The following is a 20411-nucleotide window of genomic DNA, read 5'->3' as shown; positions in this document are numbered from 1 at the left end:
CGGCGCCTTTCGTTCAATCGACGGTGGACGCTTCAATCTTATCCAGATACGGCATCCTGCCATTGCAGCGGCGCTGATCCTGGCGCTGAGCGACTTCCTGCACCTCGCGGCGCATAACCAGATCGGCCAAGCTGATGCCACTGAGGAATTCGTGAATCTGCTGACTGAGGTCGCACCATAAATGGTGGGTCAGACAGGTATCGCCCGCATGGCAATCGCCCTGCCCCTGGCAGCGCGTGGCATCGACGGATTCGTTGACCGCATCGATCACTTCCGCCACCTGAATGCCCTGCATGTCGCGCGACAGCTGATAACCGCCGCCGGGACCACGCACACTGGAAACCAGATTGCCGCGCCGCAGCTTGGCAAACAGTTGCTCCAGGTAAGACAGAGAAATGCCCTGACGCTCGGAAATATCGGCGAGGGACACCGGCCCATGCTGCGCATGCAGCGCCAAATCGAGCATGGCGGTGACGGCATAACGGCCTTTGGTGGTCAGTCGCATGGAGGGTTACCACGGAATCACAATGTGACGCGAGTATGCAATTCCCGAGTATTTAAGTCAACTATAAGACCTATTGATTCACTCGGGATTAGCTTGATCAGGAGGGCGCGCAGCATAGCAAAATACGCCGCGCCGCACATCATGCTGCCGGCTTGTCGCCCTGCTCCTTGCACACCCCGACGAAGTCTTCATCGCGCAATGCCGGCAGGTCTTTCGCGCAGTAATCGCTACCCAACTCTTTCAGCGCCGCGCACATCCCCTCCAAGCGCCCATCAACAGCCTGAAGGTGATCGAGCAGTTGGCCGATGGCCCGCGCGATCGGATCCGGCATGTCCTGACTAACGCCATAAGCATCGAAACCGAGCTTCTCGGCGATCGCCTGGCGCTTGGCCTCCTGCTCGTCATCCGACTTGACGATGATACGCCCCGGAATACCGACCGCCGTGGCACCCGCCGGCACGGCCTTGGTCACCACCGCATTGGAGCCAATCTTGGCACCCGCACCGACGGTAAACGGCCCCAACACCTTGGCGCCAGCACCGACCACCACACCGTCCTCGAGAGTCGGGTGGCGCTTGCCCTTGTTCCAGCTGGTACCACCTAGCGTCACGCCCTGATACAGGGTGACATCATTGCCAATCTCAGCCGTCTCGCCGATGACGATGCCCATACCGTGATCGATAAAGAAACGCCGGCCAATCTTCGCGCCTGGATGAATCTCGATCCCGGTCATCCAGCGCCCGAAATTCGACACCACCCGCGCCAACCACTTCCAACCGGACACCCACAACGCATGCGCCAGACGGTGCAGCCACACCGCATGTAAACCGGGATAGCAGGTAACCACCTCAAGCGTATTGCGCGCCGCCGGATCGCGATGAAATACGCTCTGGATATCTTCTCGCACGCGCTCAAACATCAGATTTCCCCTGCTTATGGTGCTCACCACGCGCAGCCTTGACGGTCTCCGTCAGAATGCCACGCAAGATATTCATTTCCAGCTTACTGATACCACTACGCCCGTAAAGACGCCGCAAGCGACTCATCAAATGTCGAGGCTTGGCCGGATCGAGAAAACCAATCTCGACCAAAGCGCCCTGCAAGTGCGTGTAGAAAGACTCCATCTCATCCGCAGTCACCGGCTGCGCATTGAGCATGGCCGTGGTTTCCAGCTTGGCCGTCTTGGTTGGCTGATTCTGCGCCATCAGCCATGCCATACGCACCTCATACGCCAACACTTGCACTGCAGCAGCCAGATTCAGCGAACTGAACTCAGGATCTGACGGAATATGCACATGAAACTGGCAGCGCTGCAGCTCCTCATTGGTCAAACCAGCGTATTCCCGCCCAAACACCAAGGCCACCTCGCCACCTTGTAGCGCCTGCTCGCAGGCCGTCACACCGCATTCGCGCGGGTCAAGCAAGGGCCAGGGAATCCGCCGATCTCGGGCGCTGGTGCCAAGCACTAGACTGCACCCCACCAACGCTTCCTCAAGCGTGCCAACCACCTGCGCCGCCTCGAGAATGTCGGTAGCCCCAGACGCTCGCGCCACGGCATCGCCACTGGGGAAATCCATTGGATCGACCAGCACCAAACGCGACAACCCCATGTTCTTCATGGCCCGCGCAGCGCCCCCGATATTGCCGGGATGACTGGTATTGACCAGAACCACTCGAATATTTTGCAGCAACGCAGACGCTCACACAGCCAGCCAGGGGGAACAAATCTTACAGAAGCCCCCTCACTTATGCCACGCAAGACACTGGCGACTCTTCATCCTTTGGGCTTTTCTGCTAGAATGGCCGGCTTTCTTTAACGACCCAGGTGAAACGTCCATGCAGCCCATGCTGAATATCGCTCTGCGCGCAGCCCGTAGCGCCGGTGAAATGATCTTCCGCTCTATCGAACGCTTGGACGTCATCTCGGTCGACGAGAAAGATGCCAAAGACTACGTGACCGAGATTGATCGCTCCGCCGAGCAACTGATCATCCAGGCACTGCGTAAGGCCTACCCGAATCACGGTTTCCTCGGTGAAGAAGGCGGTCTGATTCCAGGCACCGGCGAGGGCGCCGATTACCTGTGGATCATCGACCCGCTGGACGGTACCACCAACTTTGTCCGTGGCGTTCCGCACTTTGCCGTCAGCCTGGCATGCAAATACCGCGGCCGCCTCGAGCACGCCGTGATCATCGACCCGGTTCGCCAAGAAGAATTCACCGCCAGCCGTGGCCGTGGCGCCGCCTTGAACGGCCGCCGCCTGCGCGTCAGCGCACGTAAAAGCCTGGAAGGCGCCCTGCTCGGCACCGGTTTCCCGTTCCGCGACAGCCAACTCGACAACCTGGAAAACTACCTGGGCATGTTCCGCAGCCTGGTTGGCCAGACTGCTGGCGTCCGCCGGGCCGGCGCTGCCAGCCTGGACTTGGCCTATGTCGCCGCCGGTCGCTTCGACGCCTTCTGGGAGTTTGGCCTGTCCGAGTGGGACATGGCCGCTGGCGCCCTGCTGATCCAAGAAGCAGGCGGCCTGGTCAGCGATTTCAGCGGCGGTCACGACTTCCTCGAGAAGGGCCAGATCGTCGCCGGCAACACCAAATGCTTCAAAGCCGTTTTGACTGCGATCCAGCCACACCTGTCCGCCTCGCTAAAACGCTGATCACCCGCAGCAGACAAAAACCGGCCAAGCGCCGGTTTTTTATTGCCCATGAAAAAGCGCCCCGCAGGGCGCTTTTTTGACTTCAGCGAATTACTGGGCAGATTCTGCCAGCACCAACTGACCGTCTTTGACCGGAATCTTACTGCCCGGGTCACGCTCCATGCGCACCCGACCTTCCTTACCATCCAACTGATACTGCACATCGTAACCGACCACATTTTCACTGGTATCGGTCACGGTGCTGCAACGAGTCTCAGTGGTGGTATAGGTGTCACCGGCCTGCATGTTTTCCTGCACCTTATTGCCGGCATAACCACCGCCCACAGCACCGGCAACCGTGGCTATCTTCTTACCTGTGCCGCCGCCCACCTGATTGCCGAGCAAGCCACCGACCACTGCACCAATTGCGGTACCGGCAATCTGATGCTGATCCTTGACTGGCTTCTGACGCGTCACGGTGACGTCTTTGCAGACCTCACGCGGGGTTTTGATGGTTTCTTTTACCGGCGTTACGGCGAGAACTTCCGCGTACTCGGGCGCACTTACCAAATTGTAAGTTGCGACAGCACCGCCAGCAGTTACACCCACAGCACCCAGCACCGCACCAACGAGCATTGATTTGTTCATAACAACCTCCTGACCTTACGCTATCCGGCGCATTACGCCTCACTCCCAGCCTTGGAGTGAGGCGATGCGATGCAAGTTCCCCAGCCACTCATGTCGCGCCGGCATAACTGCGATAGAGCGCACAGAGTCAAGGACGCTCATCAACCTCTTCAGCCACCACCGGCGGGATCAGATCTTCGACACTCAGGTTGAGCCAGATCAGCACAACGTTGGCGATATAGATCGACGAATACGTACCGGCGAATACACCGATGAACAAGGCAATGGAAAAGCCGTGAAGGTTATCGCCCGCGAAAATCAACAAAGCCCCAATCGCCAGCAAGGTCGAAACCGAAGTAGCCATGGTCCGCAGCAGGGTTTGCGTGGTGGAGATGTTGATGTTTTCGATCAGACTGGCTTTGCGCAGTACGCGGAAGTTCTCGCGTACCCGGTCGAAGACCACAATGGTGTCGTTCAACGAATAACCGATGATCGCCAGCAATGCCGCCAGCACCGTCAGGTCGAAGGTGATCTGGAAGAACGACAGAATCCCCAGCGTCACCACCACGTCATGCACCAACGAAACGATGGCACCCAAGGCGAACTTCCACTGAAAGCGGAAGGCCAGGTAGAGCATGATGCCGCCCAACGCCAGAAGCATGCCCAGCCCGCCTTGATCGCGCAGCTCTTCACCCACCTGCGGACCGACAAACTCGACTTTCTTCACCTGCACCGCAGCGCCGGATTGCTGCAGTGCCGTGGCAACCTTACTCCCCAGATTCGGATCATCGCCCTGCATGCGCACCACCACATCGGTGGTCGCACCAAAGCTCTGTACCACGGCATCTTCAAAGCCGGCGGCAGCCAACTGCTCACGCACCTGGCCGAGATCGGCCGACTGCTCGTAACTCAACTCGATCTGCGTACCGCCGGTAAAATCCAGACCGAAATTCAAACCTTTGAAAAACCAGCTCCCCAACGCCAACAGGGTCAGGAGCAGCGTGAGGGCGAACGCAATATTGCGCACACCCATGAAGTCGATTGTACGAATCATCACAGCCCCTTAAATCCACAACTTCTTGAAGTCACGCCCGCCATAAATCAGGTTGACCATGGCACGCGTCACCAGAATGGCGGTAAACATCGAAGTCAGAATACCCAGCGACATGGTGACCGCGAAGCCTTTGACCGGCCCGGTGCCCATGGCGAAGAGAATACCGCCGACCAGCAAGGTGGTCAGGTTGGCATCGAGAATCGCCGTAAATGCACGATCGAACCCTTCATGGATGGCACGCTGCACCGACATACCATTGGCGATTTCCTCGCGAATCCGCGAGAAGATCAGCACGTTGGCATCCACCGCCATACCCATGGTCAGCACGATACCGGCGATACCCGGCAGGGTCAGCGTGGCACTTAGCAACGACATCAGCGCCAGCAACAGCACCATGTTGAAGCCCAGGGCAATGGTCGCCAACACGCCAAAGAAACGGTAGATGGCCATGATGAACAGCGAAACGAACAGCATCCCCCAGAGGGAGGCATCAATCCCCTTGGCGATGTTGTCGGCACCCAGGCTCGGGCCGATGGTGCGCTCTTCCGCGAAGTACATCGGTGCCGCCAGACCGCCGGCACGCAGCAACAGCGCCAACTCAGACGACTCGCCCTGACCGTCCAGGCCGGTGATGCGGAACTGACTACCGAGCGGCGACTGAATGGTCGCCAGGCTGATGATCTTTTTCTCTTCGACGAAGCTTGGGATCGCGACTTCTTTTTCAACGCCATCGACCATCTGACGCACATAACGCGTCGTCGGCTTCTGCTCGATAAAGATCACCGCCATGCTGCGCCCGACATTGCTGCGGGTCGCCCGGTTCATCAATTCGCCACCATGACCATCCAGGCGGATGTTGACCTGCGGACGGCCATTTTCATCGAAGCTGGCCTGAGCATCAGTGACCTGATCGCCCGTGATGATCAGTTCCCGCTCCAACTGCACCGGCGGGCGACCTTCTTCGCGGAAACCGAACGTCTCCGTGGAAGCCCTCGCTGCATCCAGATTCGCCGCCAGGCGGAACTCCAGGTTAGCGGTCTTGCCGAGAATACGTTTGGCTTCGGCAGTGTCCTGCACGCCCGGCAACTCGACCACGATGCGGTTGGCACCCTGGCGCTGTACCAGTGGCTCCGCCACACCCAACTCGTTGACGCGATTACGCACGGTGGTCAGGTTTTGCTTGATCGAGTATTCGCGAATTTCCGCGAGCTTGGCCGGAGTCAGCGCCAAACGCAGCACCTGTATGCCGTTGCGCTCGGAGGCGCTCAGCTCGAAATCGGTAAAGTCCTTACGGATCAGGCGCTGTGCCTTTTCCAGCGTTGCTTCATCGGTAAAGCCCAACTGAATAGCGCCGTCGAGCACCGGCAAGCTGCGGTAGCGCACGCGCTCCTTGCGCAGCACGCTCTTCACTTCCCCTTCATACACCTTGCGGCGCGCATCGAGAGCCTTCTCCATGTCCACTTCCAGCAGGAAGTGCACACCACCGGACAAGTCCAGACCCAGCTTCATCGGCCCCGCACCCAGGCTACGCAGCCAATCGGGCGTGGTTTGCGCCAGGTTCAGGGCGACCACGAAGTCTTCGCCCAGCGCTTTGCGCACAACATCCTTGGCTGGCAGCTGGTCTTCTTTCTTCATCAGGCGCAGCAAACCGCCCCTGCCCTGCTCAGCCAGACTCACCGCCTTGACCGCGATACCTGCCTCGCTCAGCGCCCGACTGGCACGCTCCAGGTCAGCCTGCTCGACCTGCATGGCCGTGCTGTTGCCGCTGATCTGAATGGCCGGATCGTCCGGATAGAGATTCGGCGCGGAATAGAGAAAGCCGATCGCCAATACAGCCACGATCAGCAGGTACTTCCAAAGGGGGAATTTATTGAGCATGACGCCGCCCGTTATGACGCGGGGCGCATTAAGCGCCCCGTCGAATGGTAAAAGTGTGGAGCTTAGATAGCTTTCAGCGTGCCCTTGGGCAGGGTGGCGGCGATGGCCACTTTCTGAATTTTCAGTTCAACGGTATCGGACACTTCGATCACTACGAAGTCATCGGTAACCTTGGAAACCTTGCCGGCGATACCGCCAGAGGTCACTACTTCATCGCCTTTCTGCAGGTTGCCGATCAGGCTTTTGTGCTCTTTCGCACGCTTGGCCTGCGGGCGCCAGATCATCAGATAGAAGATAACCAGAAAACCAACCAGAAATACCCACTCAAAACCGCTACCGGCAGGACCAGCAGCAGGTGCAGCGGCATCGGCGTATGCAGCAGGGATCAAAAAGCTCATGTAACACTCCTGTTGAAAAGGTCTTTGAAACGTTATTAATCAGTCCAGCGGCGGGGTTTGCAGACCGCGCCGGGCATAGAAGGCATCGACAAAGGCGGCCAATGTACCCTGTTGAATAGCCTCGCGCAAACCAGCCATCAGCCGCTGATAGTGACGTAAGTTGTGGATTGTATTGAGCATGCTACCCAGCATTTCGCCGCACTTATCCAAATGATGCAGATACGCGCGGGAGAACTGTTTACAGGTGTAACAGTCGCACGTCGGATCGAGCGGCGAGTCGTCATGCTTGTGCACCGCGTTACGGATCTTCAACACACCGCTTTCGACAAACAGGTGACCATTGCGCGCGTTACGCGTCGGCATCACACAATCGAACATATCCACACCGCGGCGCACGCCCTCGACCAGGTCTTCCGGCTTACCAACGCCCATCAGGTAACGCGGCTTGTCGGCAGGCATCTGGCCGGGCAGATAATCCAGCACGCGGATCATTTCATCTTTCGGCTCACCGACTGACAGTCCACCGATCGCCAAGCCGTCGAATCCGATATCACTCAAACCCTCCAGCGAACGCATGCGCAACTCTTCATGCATGCCCCCTTGGACGATGCCAAACAGTGCCGCAGTGTTTTCGCCGTGGGCATCTTTCGAACGTCTGGCCCAGCGCAGCGACAGCTCCATCGAGCGCTTGGCCACATCGAACTCCGCCGGGTACGGCGTGCATTCGTCGAAAATCATCACCACATCCGAGCCCAGGTCGCGCTGCACCTGCATCGACTCTTCCGGGCCCATGAATACCTTGGCGCCATCCACCGGCGAAGCGAAGGTCACCCCTTCCTCCTTGATCTTGCGCATGGCCCCCAGACTGAACACCTGGAAACCACCGGAGTCGGTGAGAATCGGCCCCTGCCATTGCATGAAATCATGCAGATCGCCGTGACGCTTGATCACCTCAGTACCCGGACGCAACCACAGATGGAAGGTATTGCCGAGAATCATCTGCGCGCCAATCGCTTCGATGTCGCGCGGCAACATACCCTTTACCGTACCGTAGGTGCCGACCGGCATGAACGCCGGGGTTTCGACCACGCCACGCGGAAAGGTCAGACGGCCACGGCGCGCTTTGCCATCGGTCGCCAACAGTTCGAAAGACATGCGACAAGTGCGCGTCATACTTGATCCTCGGGCCCGCGCGGCGCGGGGTTGCGGGTAATGAACATGGCATCGCCGTAGCTGAAGAAGCGATAACCTTCTGCGACTGCGCTTTTATAAGCGGCCATGGTTTCCGGGTAACCGGCAAATGCCGAAACCAACATCAACAACGTCGATTCCGGCAAATGGAAATTGGTCACCAAGGCATCAACCACATGCAGCGGCCGGCCAGGGTAAATGAAAATATCTGTCTCACCGCTGAACGGCTTGAGCACGCCATCGCGCGCAGCGCTCTCTAGCGAACGCACACTGGTGGTGCCGACGGCGATCACCCGCCCGCCACGCGCACGACACGCCGCCACGGCCGCCACCACATCGTCGCCGACCTCCAGCCACTCGCTGTGCATGTGGTGATCTTCGATGCGCTCGACCCGCACTGGCTGGAATGTACCCGCGCCGACATGCAAGGTCACAAAAGCCGTTTCCACGCCCATCTCGGCAATCGCCGCCAGCAAGGGCTGATCGAAATGCAACCCCGCCGTCGGCGCCGCCACCGCGCCGGAGCGCTTGGCATACACCGTTTGATAGCGCTCACGGTCGGCAGCGTCGTCCGCACGGTCGATATAAGGCGGCAACGGCATGTGACCGACCCGCTCAAGCAGCGGCAGGACTTCCTCGGCAAAACGCAACTCGAACAAGGCATCGTGGCGCGCCAGCATCTGCGCCTCGCCACCGCCGTCGATCAGAATCGTCGAGCCCGGCTTGGGCGACTTGCTCGAACGCACATGCGCCAGCACCCGATGGCTGTCCAGCACGCGCTCGACCAACACTTCAAGCTTGCCGCCCGACGCCTTCTGCCCAAACAGGCGCGCCGGAATCACCCGAGTATTATTGAACACCATCAAATCGCCGGCACGCAGGTACTCGAGCAGATCACTGAATTGACGGTGGGCGAGCTTACCGCTGGGCCCATCCAGCGTCAGCAAGCGACTGGCGCAGCGCTCGGCCAAGGGATGGCGGGCAATCAGAGAATCGGGAAGCTCGAAATGAAAGTCGGCAACGCGCATGGCGGGAAGAGGTCGTCTTGCAGGGCGGCAAAGCTTACCGGAAAACATGCATTTTGACCACGCAAGTGGATTGACCGGGCGCAAAGTGCTCCCTATACTGCGCCGCCATTGTGCCCCGGTGGCGGAACCGGTAGACGCGGCGGATTCAAAATCCGTTTTCGAAAGAAGTGGGAGTTCGAGTCTCCCCCGGGGCACCATTTAATTCTTGCTGTTGTTTCCATCTGCCGTGGATGCAACGCACTACACCCGCTTTAAGCTTGCACATATCCGCACGACTAAAGCAGCGCTTCAGCACCCTCTTGCACCCCCTTAAAATAGCCATTAATTCGGCCTAGGCTTCTGCTGAGCAGGGGTTGGCATTTGCCCAGAAGTTAGCTAGAGTCGGCCCACTGTGTTTGCATGGGTCGCCGCGAATCGTGACCTGGTGCAGTAGATCCTTAAGATCCGCTACATCCCGCTCGACTTCTATTACTCCTTGCAACCAGTCTCAGCCCTCTACTATTCAGAGGCTGTCATTAACTATAGTTTCAAGGAAATAGCACATGTCGAATCGTCAGAGCGGTACCGTCAAGTGGTTTAACGATGAGAAAGGTTTTGGTTTTATCACGCCAGAAAGCGGTCCGGATCTGTTCGTACATTTCCGCGCAATCGAAGGTAACGGCTTCAAGAGCCTGAAAGAAGGCCAGAAAGTTACTTTCGTGGCGGTACAAGGTCAAAAAGGCATGCAGGCCGACCAGGTTCAAGTCCTGGGCTGATTGCCACTGCCTTGAAAAACCCCTGATGGCGACATCAGGGGTTTTTTTATGCCACTGAACACAGCGACACGGACCATTCAGACTAAACACCCCACTGCATAACGAGCCCATCATGTCGAAACACCTACTGCGCCCGCAGGGTGACTTCCCCGCCGCGGGCTTGAGCCGCCGCCTTGCCGCCATGCTCTACGACATCCTACTGTGCATAGCCCTGCTGATTGTCGTGACCTTTATCTATAAGTTGATCCTTATGGGCTTTTACGGCGAGGCGCAACTTAAACAACTCTCCGACGCCGGTGCGCTGGATGGCGACCCGCTGCTATCGACGCTATTGGTACTAAGCCTGTTCGGCTTCTTCGGCAAGTTCTGGACGCACACCGGGCAAACACTGGGCATGCAGGTCTGGGGAGTGCGCATTCAAAACAGCGATGGAACTGCCATCACGTTGTGGCAGGCATTGTTGCGGTTTATCGTCGCTATCGGTTCTTGGTTATGCCTGGGCCTTGGCTTTCTGTGGATACTCTGGAACAAGGACAAGCGCAGCTGGCATGACATCTACTCGGACAGCTGCACAGTGCAACTACCCAAGAACATCCATAAAGATAAACAGTAACCAAGCCACATAAAAAAGCCGGCAGTTAGCCGGCTTTTTATTAGCGCGCAGCTAGCCCGCGCGGCGTAACAACCAGACACCGGCAAGAGCACAAATCGCCGCAGGGATCAGTACGGCGAACAGCGGCGAGAAACCGAACACCAGACTGGATGGCCCCAACAGATCCTGGGCGATACGGAACACGAAGCCCACCAACACACCGGTGAACACCCGCTGCCCCAGCGTGACCGAGCGCAGCGGCCCGAAGATGAAGGAAATCGCCATCAATACCAGCGCCGCGGTCACTATCGGCTGCAGCACCTTGGTCCAGAACGCCAACCAATACTGGCCATTATTCAGCCCCTGCTCCGCCAGGTACTGGATGTAGCGCCACAGCCCGGTGACCGACAACGCCTCGGGTTCCAACACCACGGTGCCCAGCAACTGCGGATTCAACTCGACATCCCAACGCTCGGTAGCGGTCTTGACGACTTCGGTGCTGCGCTCACGAAAATGCGTGGTCGCCACACTTTCCAACTGCCAATAGTCGCCCTGGTATTGCGCGCGCCGGGCAAAGCTGGAGGACAGCAAATGACGCTGATCGTCGAAGCGATAGCGCGTCACACCGAACAACACGCCATTAGGCTGCACCGCGTTGATATGCACGAACTCCTCGCCCTGGCGATGCCACAGGCCGCGCTTGGCGCTTTGCGCCTCACCGCCGCCCTGCGCCATGGCGCGATTGGCCTGGGCCTGGTTCTCGCTCCAGGGCGCCAGGTACTCACCAATCAGCACACCGACCAGCATCAGCACCAGCATCGGCTTCATCACCGCCCAAACGATGCGCCCGATCGACACACCGGCGGCGCGCATGATGGTTAACTCGCTGTTGCTGGCCAGGCTGCCCAAACCAATCAGGCAACCGATCAGCGCCGCCATCGGCAGCATCTCGTAGACCCGACGCGGCAGGGTCAAGAAAACGTACCAGGCCGCCTCCGGCAAACCGTAACCACCTTCGACATCGCCCAACTCGTCGATAAAGGCGAACAGCAACGCCAAGCCAACGATAATCCCCAGCACGGTGAGAATCGCAAAGAACACCTGGATGCCGATGTAACGATCCAACTTAACCACGAGCCACCCCCTGCGCAGCGCGACGACCTGCCCACTTCAAGCGCAGCGGCTCCCAATAGAGCAACGCAAAACCAATCAAGACGAATATCCCATGCACCCACCACAACCCCAGTGCCTGGGGAATTTGTCCCTTGTCCAGGGCGCCGCGCGCCGCGATCAGCAAGGCCAGGTAGGTCATGTACAAGAGAATTGCCGGCAACAGTTTGAGGAAGCGCCCCTGACGCGGATTGACGCGTGACAGCGGCACCGCCAGCAAGGTAACGACGAACACCAATACCGGGATCGACAGACGCCACTGCAACTCGGACTGAAAGCGTGGATTGTCGCTGCCTAGCAAGTCTCGGGTCGGCACGGCTTCGCGTTCGCTGATCTCGCCACTGACCGATGGCTTAGGCAGCAACACCCCATAGGTGTCGTATTGGATGGCCCGGTAGTCCGCCTGCCCGGGATTGCCGTCGTAGCGGTAGCCATTTTCCAGAATCAGGTAGCGACTGCCATCGGCCTGGATTTCCTGACGCCCGCTTTCGGCGACCAGCACGGTAATCCCGCGCTCCTTGTCACCCTCGCGGGACAAGCGTTTCTCGGAGATAAAAATACCGCCCAGCTCGGCGCGATCCGCTGACAGCTCTTTGGTGTAGGTGACCCGCGAACCGTCTTTCATCGCCTGAAAGCGTCCCGGCACCAGCGTGTCGAACTCGGTCAGGGCGTCCTGCTCGTTGAGAATCTGCGCCACCTGCGCCACACCCTGCGGCGCCAACCCCATGCTCAACCAGGCCACCAGCAGTGCCACCAGCAGCGCTGGCGCCAGGCTGTAGGTCAGCAAACGCTGCTGACTCATGCCGGTAGCCGAAAGCACAGTCATTTCACTGTCGAGATAAAGCCGTCCGTAAGCCAACAAAATGCCGAGGAACAAACCCAACGGCAGAATCAGTTGCAGGAAGCCGGGCAGACGAAAGCCCATGATCATGAACAGCACGCCCGGATCGAGCACTCCCTGCGCCGCCTGCGCCAGGTACTTGATGAAACGGCCACTCATAATGATCACCAGCAGCACGGCACTCACCGCACTCAAGGTCACCAGCACTTCACGAGACAAATAACGGAAGACGATCAAACCAGACACTCCAGGGTTGTCAGGCTCAGGCGGCTACGATCAAACTAGCCACACTGCTTGCCGGTTCGCACGATAGACGAACCACTGAAAAAATAGCCGGCATTATCCTGCAATACCGACTCGTTGTCTTGGGGACACCACGCCATGGAATTTATTGTCAAAAGCGCTCGTCCGGAAACACTGAAAACCGCCACCCTGGTTGTCCCCATCGGCGAAGGCCGCAAGCTCGGTGAAACGGCAAAAGCCATCGATCTTGCTAGCGCCGGAGCCGTCAGCGCATTGCTCAAGCGCGGCGACCTGGCCGGCAAACTCGGCCAGACCCTGCTGGTTCACAACTTGCCGAATCTGAAAGCCGAACGCGTATTACTGGTGGGTACTGGCAAGGACGGCGAACTGTCTGACCGCCAATTGCGCAAATTGATCGCTGCGGTTTACGCCACACTGAAATCGCTCGGCGGCAGCGATGCGGTATTGGCCCTCGACGAATTGCAAGTCAAAGGCCGTAACAGCTACGGCAAGACCCGCCTGATGGTGGAAAGCCTGGCCGATGCCGGCTACTGCTTCGACCGCTTCAAGAGTCAGAAGGCCGAAGCCGGCGCGCTGAAGAAACTCACCCTGCTCAGCGATAAAGCCAGCCAAGCCGATGCCCAGCGCGCCAGCACGCATGCTCAGGCGATCGCCATCGGCATGGCTTTCACCAAAGACCTCGGCAACCTGCCGCCAAACCTCTGCCACCCCAGTTTCCTCGCTGACGAAGCCAAGACGCTGGGCAAGGCCTACAAAAACCTCAAGGTCGAGATTCTCGATGAGAAGAAGCTCAAGGAACTGGGCATGGGCGCTTTCCTGGCCGTGGCCCAAGGCAGCGACCAGCCGCCGCGGCTGATTGTGCTCACCTACCAAGGCGGCAAGAAAACCGAGAAACCCTATGCCCTGGTCGGCAAGGGCATTACCTTCGACACCGGCGGCATCAGCATCAAGCCCGCCGCCGGCATGGACGAGATGAAGTACGACATGTGCGGTGCCGCCAGCGTGTTCGGCACCCTCAAGGCCGTGCTCGAACTGCAACTGCCGATCAACCTGGTGTGCCTGCTGGCCTGCGCCGAGAACATGCCCAGCGGCCGCGCCACCCGTCCCGGCGACATCGTCAGCACCATGAGCGGGCAGACCGTGGAAATCCTCAACACCGACGCTGAAGGCCGCCTGGTGCTGTGCGACACCCTGACCTATGCCGAGCGCTTCAAGCCGCAGGCGGTGATCGATATCGCCACCCTCACCGGCGCCTGCATCGTTGCCCTGGGCAGCAATGCGTCTGGCCTGATGGGCAACAACGACGAGCTGGTGCAGCAGATTCTCTCGGCCGGCCAAGTCGCCGACGACCGCGCCTGGCAACTGCCGCTGTTCGACGAGTACCAAGAGCAGCTTGATAGTCCATTTGCCGACATCGCCAATATCGGCGGGCCGAAAGCCGGCACCATCACCGCCGGCTGCTTCCTCTCGCGCTTCGCCAAGAACTACCACTGGGCGCACCTGGATATCGCCGGTACGGCCTGGATCAGCGGCGGCAAGGACAAAGGCGCCACTGGCCGTCCCGTGCCCCTACTGACTCAGTATCTGCTGGATCGCAGCAACGCCTGAGCCCCAGGCGCCTGTGCAGGAGCGGTCTTCACCGCGATTGACTGGTAAGCTGCACGCCGATCCAGCAAGCCGCTCCTGCAAATAACGCCAAAACCGTGCCGCCATGCCCCGAATAGAATTCTACGTACTCTCCTCCGCCGTCCCGGCTGATCGCCTGCGCGCGGCTTGCCAATTGGCGGCGAAAGCCTGGCGCGCCGGCCTGCCGGTGTTCCTGCGTGGCAGCGATGCGGCGCAGTGCGTTCAACTGGACGACCGGCTGTGGCGTTTCAAGGCGGAAAGCTTCGTACCGCACAACCTGTATCAGGATGACGCCCAGGCACCCGTGGTGATTGGCCTGGACGACGAGCCAGCCAGCGCGCAAGGCGTGCTGATCAACCTCAGCAGCACGCTTTCGCCGCACATCGAACACTTCAGCCGAGTGATCGAAATCGTCAATCAAGAACCCGACCTATTGACCGCCTGCCGGGAGAATTTCCGTAGCTATCGCCAGCGCGGCTATGATCCAAAACGAGTTGAACTCTAGTTGCACACCATGGACAGCCCAAAACCGCCGCAAAAACCCGCCCACCTGCTGAACGACCTGGAGTCGATCCGCCAACTGCTGGGTGACGAAAAGCTCGAACCGCCGCTGCTGCTCGACTCGCTCGACCCGGACAGCATCCCCCTGCTGTCGGATATCGTCACCCCCGCCTCGCACTACACCGCGCCCGCTGCGCCGCCGCTCACCCCGCAGGCTGCGGCCACGGCGGCGTTGCGCAACACGGTGCAGCAAAGCGTCAGCCGCGACAGTGAAATGAACCGCCTGGACAGCGAACTGCGCGCCGCCGCCCAGCTGATCCTGCAAGATGTGATCGACGACTTCGTACCGCAGATCGAGGCCGAACTGAAACGCCGCCTTGACGCGCGCCTGACCCGCCTGCTGCCACCGCGCCGCTTGTAACGTAGGGGGGGACATGCCGCCAGGCTTGTCCACCAAACCAACGCAGCGGCGGACAAGGCTTTGCTATGTCCGCCCCATCAGCTCCACCAGTCAGCCGCACCACGCTCAGCCTTACGCCCCGCGCACCTTCCCCGCTATACTTGCCGGCTTTTCCGCCTAGCCGTCATAAGGGTCCCGCCGCGCATGGACAAGACCTACCAGCCGAACGCCATTGAAACCGCCCTGTACCAGAACTGGGAGGCGAACAACTATTTCGCCCCGCAAGGTTCCGGCGAGCCCTACACCATCATGATCCCGCCGCCGAACGTCACCGGCAGCCTGCACATGGGCCACGGTTTCAACAACTCGATCATGGATTGCCTGATCCGCTTCCGCCGCATGCAGGGCCGCAACACCCTGTGGCAGCCGGGTACCGACCACGCGGGCATCGCCACGCAGATGGTGGTCGAGCGTCAGCTGGCCGCCGACGGCATTGGCCGTCACGACCTGGGCCGCGAGAAGTTCCTGGAGAAGGTTTGGGAGTGGAAGGAACAGTCCGGCGGCACCATCACCCGGCAGATTCGTCGCCTGGGCTCCTCGGTGGACTGGTCGCGCGAGCGCTTCACCATGGACGAAGGCCTCTCGGAAGCTGTTAAAGAAGCCTTCGTGCGCCTGCACAACGACGGTCTGATCTACCGCGGCAAGCGTCTGGTCAACTGGGACACCAAGTTCCACACCGCCATCTCCGACCTCGAAGTGGAAAACCACGACGAGAAAGGCCACCTGTGGAACCTGCGCTACCCGCTGGCCGACGGCAATAAAACCGCCGACGGCAAGGACCATCTGATCGTCGCCACCACCCGCCCGGAAACCATGCTCGGCGACAGCGCCGTGGCCGTGCACCCGGAAGACGAGCGCTATAAAGCCCTGATCGGCACCTTTATCGACCTGCCGCTGCTCGGCCGGCGTATCCCGATCATTGCCGACGACTACTGCGACCCCGAATTCGGCACCGGCTGCGTGAAGATCACCCCGGCCCACGATTTCAACGACTATGAAGTTGGCAAGCGCCACAACCTGCCGCTGATCAACATCTTCGACAAGAACGCCGCCGTACTGGCCACCGCTCAGGTGTTCAATATCGACGGCAGCGTCAACGCCACCTTCGACGGCAGCCTGCCGGCCGAATACGCCGGCCTCGACCGCTTCGTCGCGCGCAAGCAGATCGTCGCGGCCTTCGACGCCGCCGGCCTGTTGGTCAGTGTCGACGACCACGCGTTGAAAGTGCCGAAGGGCGACCGTTCCGGCACGGTGATCGAGCCGTGGCTGACCGACCAGTGGTACGTCTCCACCAAGCCGCTGGCCGAAAAAGCCATCGCCGTGGTCGAGAGCGGCGAGATCCAGTTCGTGCCCAAGCAGTACGAGAACATGTACTTCAGCTGGATGCGCGACATCCAGGACTGGTGCATCAGCCGTCAGCTCTGGTGGGGCCACCGCATCCCGGCCTGGTACGACGATGCCGGCAACGTCTTTGTGGGCCGTGACGAGGCGGAAGTACGCGCCACGCACAACCTCGGCGATGCCAACCTGCGCCAGGACGAAGACGTGCTCGACACCTGGTTCAGCTCCGGCCTGTGGACCTTCTCCACCCTCGGCTGGCCGCAGCAGACCGATTTCCTCAAGACCTTCCACCCCACGGATGTTCTTGTAACGGGCTTCGATATCATCTTCTTCTGGGTCGCCCGGATGATCATGCTGTCGACCCACCTGACCGGGCAGATTCCGTTCAAGACCGTGTACGTGCACGGCCTGGTGCGCGACGGCCAGGGCCAGAAGATGTCCAAGTCCAAGGGCAACGTGCTCGACCCGCTGGACATCGTTGACGGCATCACCCTCAATGAGCTGCTGGAGAAACGCACCAGCGGCATGATGCAACCCAAGCTGGCCGAGAAGATCGCCAAGCAGACCCGCGCCGAGTTCCCCGAGGGGATCGCCGCCTACGGCACCGACGCCCTGCGCTTCACCAACCTGGCGCTGGCTTCCACCGGTCGCGACATCAAGTTCGACATGGGCCGCGTCGAGGGTTACCGCAACTTCTGCAACAAGCTGTGGAACGCTGCCAATTTCGTGCTGGAAAACACCGATGGCCAGGACACCGGTGTGAATGGCGAGCCGGTCGAACTGTCCTCGGTGGACCGCTGGATCATCTCCGCCCTGCAGCGCACCGAAGCCGAAGTAACCCGCCAGCTCGACGCCTTCCGCTTCGACCTGGCGGCGCAGGCGCTCTACGAATTTATCTGGGACGAGTACTGCGCCTGGTATCTGGAACTGGTCAAGCCCGTGCTGTGGGACGAAAACGCCCCGGCCGAGCGCCAGCGCGGCACCCGCCGTACGCTGATTCGCGTACTGGAAGTGATCCTGCGTCTGGCCCATCCGTTTATGCCGTTTATCACCGAAGAAATCTGGCAGCGGATCAACACTCAAGCTGGCGTCAGTGGCGACACCATCATGCTGCAGGCCTGGCCGGTGGCGAACGAGAGCCGCATCGACGCCGCCGCCGAAGGCGATATCGAGTGGGTCAAGCAGCTGATGCTCGGCGTACGCCAGATCCGTGGCGAGATGAAAATCTCCATGGCCAAGCGCATCGACATCATCGTGCAGAACGCGGGTACCGAAGACCTGCGCCGCCTGGCCGACTTCGAGCCGCTGCTCAGCAAGCTGGCCAAGCTGGAATCGGTCCGTGTGCTGGCTAGCAGTGAAGAAGCGCCGATGTCCGCCACCGCCCTGGTCGGCGACATGCAGGTACTGGTGCCGATGGCCGGGCTGATCGACAAGGACGCCGAACTGGCGCGCCTGGACAAGGAAATCCAGCGCCTCTCCGGTGAAGTGCAGCGCGTCGGCGGCAAGCTCGCCAACGAAGGCTTCGTCGCCAAGGCCCCAGCCGAGGTGCTCGATAAAGAGCGCGCCAAGCTGGCTGAAGCCGAACAGGCGCTGGCCAAAATGATCGAGCAGCGCGGCAAGATCGCCGCACTCTGATCCCCTCGCGGCATGCAAAGGCCCGCAACCCTCACCGGTGCGGGCCTTTTCTTTGGCGCTGTATCCGTTATGCATGGCACGCAAACCCTGGCCCGAATTGTAGATTGGGCTGAGCGGTGCGAGGCCCAACAAGGCACACATCGGGGCGTCCGAGCCATCGCCGCGGGGCTTCGTCGCGTTGCGCCTCAGGCTACACGCCCCGCCCCAATCTACGGCTTATCGCCTTCGCAGCACACAGCGGGGACATGAGCAGCGCGCCGCCACAAAAAACCTTCACATCACCGCCCTAGCGCTTGCCCCGCTCAAGGCGCTGGCACGTTTTACCTACAGCAAACGCTGCACAGCAAACCTAACCGTTTGCTCAGAAAGCGCCGATTCACTGCGCCGCAAAGCCTATCCGCGCACAAATACCCTCCCAATTACGCCGCAATTCAGGCATCTTCTCCGGCGCATCAAGAGCCTCCGGCACTTTTTTACCAATAAAAAGTACACCCCTAAAAAAGCCCTGAAATCGGAATTCTGATCATGTATGCGTTGATGGCGTTGATTTTCGTCCTTGGTTACCTGTGCATCGCCTTAGAGCATCCGCTGAAGATCGACAAAGCCGCATCGGCGCTGCTGACCGCAGTATTCGCCTGGACGGCCCTGGTGCTGGGCGCTGACAGCATCTTCCCGTTGATCGGAGCGGCCGTGCCCGACGGCAGCGACAACACGCATTTCGTGGTCGAAGAGCTGCGCCATCACCTGGGCGAAATCTCGGAAATCCTGTTCTTCCTGATGGGCGCCATGACCATCGTCGAACTAATCGACGCCCACGAGGGCTTCAAGGTCATCACCGACCGAATTCGCACCAGCAAGCGCGTGTACCTACTCTGGCTGGTGGGGTTTATCACCTTTTTCCTTTCTGCGGCGCTGGATAACCTGACCACCACCATCGTCATGGTTTCGCTGCTGCGCAAGCTGATCGGCGACCAGCACGAACGCTGGTTCTTCGCCGGCATCGTGGTTATCGCCGCCAACGCCGGCGGCGCCTGGTCGCCGATCGGCGACGTGACCACCACCATGTTGTGGATCGGCAACCAGATCAGCGCCAGCGGTATTGTCGCCAGTCTGTTCCTGCCCAGTCTGGTCTGCCTGCTGGTGCCGCTGCTGGCGCTCAGCGTTACCCTCAAGGGCGAAGTGACCCGCCCGCACGACAGCGAACCGGCCGAAAGTCATCGCGACCCGACCACCCCGTTCGAACGCAACCTGGTGTTTGGTCTAGGGATTGGCTCACTGCTGTTCGTGCCAATATTCAAGACCGTTACCCACTTGCCTCCTTACATGGGCATCCTTTTCGGCCTCGGCCTGCTTTGGGTGGTGACCGAGGTGATCCACCGCGGCAAAAACGACGAGGACAAGCATCCACTGTCGGTCATCGGTGTATTGCGCCGGATCGACACCACCAGCGTGCTGTTCTTCCTCGGCATTCTGCTCGCCGTTTCCAGCCTGGCCACCGCCGGCCACCTGACCCAGGTGGCGAACTACCTGAAGGAAAGCCTGGGCAACGTCTACGCCATCAATATCGCGATCGGGTTGCTGTCGTCAGTGGTGGATAACGTGCCACTGGTGGCCGGCGCCATGAAGATGTACCCGCTGCTCACCCCCGATGCAGTGGCCGCCGCGGGCAGCGAAAGCGCCTGGCTGGGCAATTTCCTGGTCGACGGCACCTTCTGGGAAATGCTCGCCTACTGCGCCGGCACCGGCGGCAGTTGCCTGATCATTGGCTCGGCTGCCGGCGTAGCGGCGATGGGTATGGAGAAGATCAACTTCATCTGGTACCTGAAAAAGATCAGCCTGCTGGCGTTCCTGGGTTATATCTCCGGTGCGGCAACCTATATTGCGATGGCCACACTGAGCTGACCCTCAATCAGA

Annotated in this window: 19 protein-coding genes and 1 tRNA gene; 9 read left to right on the top strand and 11 right to left on the bottom strand. The window is 59.9% G+C overall.

Features of this window, described 5'->3' with window-relative positions:
- Positions 1–13: 13 nt before the first annotated feature.
- From iscR to trmJ, 3 genes are all read right to left on the bottom strand, one after another.
- Positions 14–505 (bottom strand): Fe-S cluster assembly transcriptional regulator IscR, encoded by a 492-nt coding sequence (gene iscR, locus B3M58_RS12245; RefSeq protein WP_296219451.1) that lies wholly within the window; start codon positions 503–505, stop codon positions 14–16.
- Between the two features lie 139 nt (positions 506–644).
- Entirely contained in the window at positions 645–1424 is a 780-nt protein-coding gene (gene cysE, locus B3M58_RS12240; protein ID WP_296219449.1) for a serine O-acetyltransferase, read from the bottom strand.
- Positions 1417–2196, bottom strand: coding sequence for a tRNA (cytosine(32)/uridine(32)-2'-O)-methyltransferase TrmJ (trmJ, locus tag B3M58_RS12235; protein WP_296219447.1), 780 nt, complete (start codon positions 2194–2196; stop codon positions 1417–1419). The genes cysE and trmJ overlap by 8 nt, the downstream gene beginning before the upstream one ends.
- A 145-nt stretch (positions 2197–2341) precedes the next feature.
- Between trmJ and suhB the strand changes: the two genes are divergently transcribed.
- Positions 2342–3157, top strand: coding sequence for an inositol-phosphate phosphatase (gene suhB, locus B3M58_RS12230; protein WP_296219445.1), 816 nt, complete (start codon positions 2342–2344; stop codon positions 3155–3157).
- Positions 3158–3247: 90 nt separating this feature from the next.
- Here the strand turns inward: suhB and B3M58_RS12225 are convergent, their stop codons facing one another.
- The 6 genes from B3M58_RS12225 to queA all read right to left on the bottom strand — a co-directional run bounded on the left by B3M58_RS12225 (position 3248) and on the right by queA (position 9312).
- Positions 3248–3784 carry a glycine zipper 2TM domain-containing protein gene (locus B3M58_RS12225; RefSeq protein ID WP_296219444.1) on the bottom strand — a complete coding sequence of 179 codons (537 nt, stop codon included), beginning with the start codon at positions 3782–3784 and terminating at the stop codon, positions 3248–3250.
- A 127-nt stretch (positions 3785–3911) separates the two neighbouring features.
- Positions 3912–4817 (bottom strand): protein translocase subunit SecF, encoded by a 906-nt coding sequence (gene secF, locus B3M58_RS12220; RefSeq protein WP_296219443.1) that lies wholly within the window; start codon positions 4815–4817, stop codon positions 3912–3914.
- A 9-nt stretch (positions 4818–4826) separates the two neighbouring features.
- Positions 4827–6695, bottom strand: coding sequence for a protein translocase subunit SecD (gene secD, locus B3M58_RS12215; RefSeq protein ID WP_296219442.1), 1869 nt, complete (start codon positions 6693–6695; stop codon positions 4827–4829).
- 62 nt (positions 6696–6757) lie between these two features.
- Entirely contained in the window at positions 6758–7093 is a 336-nt protein-coding gene (gene yajC / locus B3M58_RS12210) for a preprotein translocase subunit YajC (protein ID WP_296219441.1), read from the bottom strand.
- Positions 7094–7132: 39 nt separating this feature from the next.
- Positions 7133–8248, bottom strand: coding sequence for a tRNA guanosine(34) transglycosylase Tgt (gene tgt / locus B3M58_RS12205; RefSeq protein WP_296219574.1), 1116 nt, complete (start codon positions 8246–8248; stop codon positions 7133–7135).
- A gap of 14 nt (positions 8249–8262) precedes the next feature.
- Positions 8263–9312 carry a tRNA preQ1(34) S-adenosylmethionine ribosyltransferase-isomerase QueA gene (gene queA, locus B3M58_RS12200; RefSeq protein ID WP_296219439.1) on the bottom strand — a complete coding sequence of 350 codons (1050 nt, stop codon included), beginning with the start codon at positions 9310–9312 and terminating at the stop codon, positions 8263–8265.
- 112 nt (positions 9313–9424) lie between these two features.
- On the opposite strand from queA, the gene B3M58_RS12195 reads away from it, so the two are divergent.
- From B3M58_RS12195 to B3M58_RS12185, 3 genes are all read left to right on the top strand, one after another.
- A tRNA-Leu gene (locus B3M58_RS12195) sits at positions 9425–9509 on the top strand.
- Positions 9510–9854: 345 nt separating this feature from the next.
- Entirely contained in the window at positions 9855–10067 is a 213-nt protein-coding gene (locus B3M58_RS12190) for a cold-shock protein (RefSeq protein ID WP_296219437.1), read from the top strand.
- 112 nt (positions 10068–10179) lie between these two features.
- Positions 10180–10680 (top strand): RDD family protein, encoded by a 501-nt coding sequence (locus B3M58_RS12185; RefSeq protein WP_296219436.1) that lies wholly within the window; start codon positions 10180–10182, stop codon positions 10678–10680.
- Between the two features lie 51 nt (positions 10681–10731).
- Here the strand turns inward: B3M58_RS12185 and lptG are convergent, their stop codons facing one another.
- Complete coding sequence (gene lptG / locus B3M58_RS12180) at positions 10732–11793, bottom strand: LPS export ABC transporter permease LptG (protein ID WP_296219435.1); 1062 nt, start codon at positions 11791–11793, stop codon at positions 10732–10734.
- On the bottom strand, positions 11786–12907 hold the full coding sequence (lptF, locus tag B3M58_RS12175; RefSeq protein ID WP_296219434.1) for an LPS export ABC transporter permease LptF: 1122 nt from the start codon (positions 12905–12907) through the stop codon (positions 11786–11788). Before lptF ends, lptG begins: the two co-directional genes overlap by 8 nt.
- 144 nt (positions 12908–13051) lie before the next feature.
- Here lptF and B3M58_RS12170 point away from each other — a divergent pair, with 144 nt between their 5' ends.
- From B3M58_RS12170 to nhaD, 5 genes are all read left to right on the top strand, one after another.
- Positions 13052–14542 carry a leucyl aminopeptidase gene (locus tag B3M58_RS12170; protein WP_296219432.1) on the top strand — a complete coding sequence of 497 codons (1491 nt, stop codon included), beginning with the start codon at positions 13052–13054 and terminating at the stop codon, positions 14540–14542.
- Between the two features lie 103 nt (positions 14543–14645).
- A complete protein-coding gene (locus tag B3M58_RS12165) occupies positions 14646–15065 on the top strand; it encodes a DNA polymerase III subunit chi (RefSeq protein WP_296219431.1) in 420 nt (139 codons plus the stop codon).
- Between the two features lie 9 nt (positions 15066–15074).
- Complete coding sequence (locus B3M58_RS12160; RefSeq protein WP_296219430.1) at positions 15075–15482, top strand: DNA polymerase III subunit chi; 408 nt, start codon at positions 15075–15077, stop codon at positions 15480–15482.
- A 183-nt stretch (positions 15483–15665) separates the two neighbouring features.
- Positions 15666–18497, top strand: a complete 2832-nt coding sequence (locus tag B3M58_RS12155) for a valine--tRNA ligase (protein WP_296219429.1) — start codon at positions 15666–15668, stop codon at positions 18495–18497.
- A 525-nt stretch (positions 18498–19022) separates the two neighbouring features.
- Positions 19023–20399, top strand: coding sequence for a sodium:proton antiporter NhaD (nhaD, locus tag B3M58_RS12150; protein ID WP_296219428.1), 1377 nt, complete (start codon positions 19023–19025; stop codon positions 20397–20399).
- Positions 20400–20411: the final 12 nt, after the last annotated feature.

This window comes from Pseudomonas sp. UBA2684 (assembly GCA_002354655.1).
In the GTDB taxonomy this organism is placed as follows: domain Bacteria; phylum Pseudomonadota; class Gammaproteobacteria; order Pseudomonadales; family Pseudomonadaceae; genus Aquipseudomonas.
This window is presented reverse-complemented; position numbering and strand designations above follow the sequence as displayed.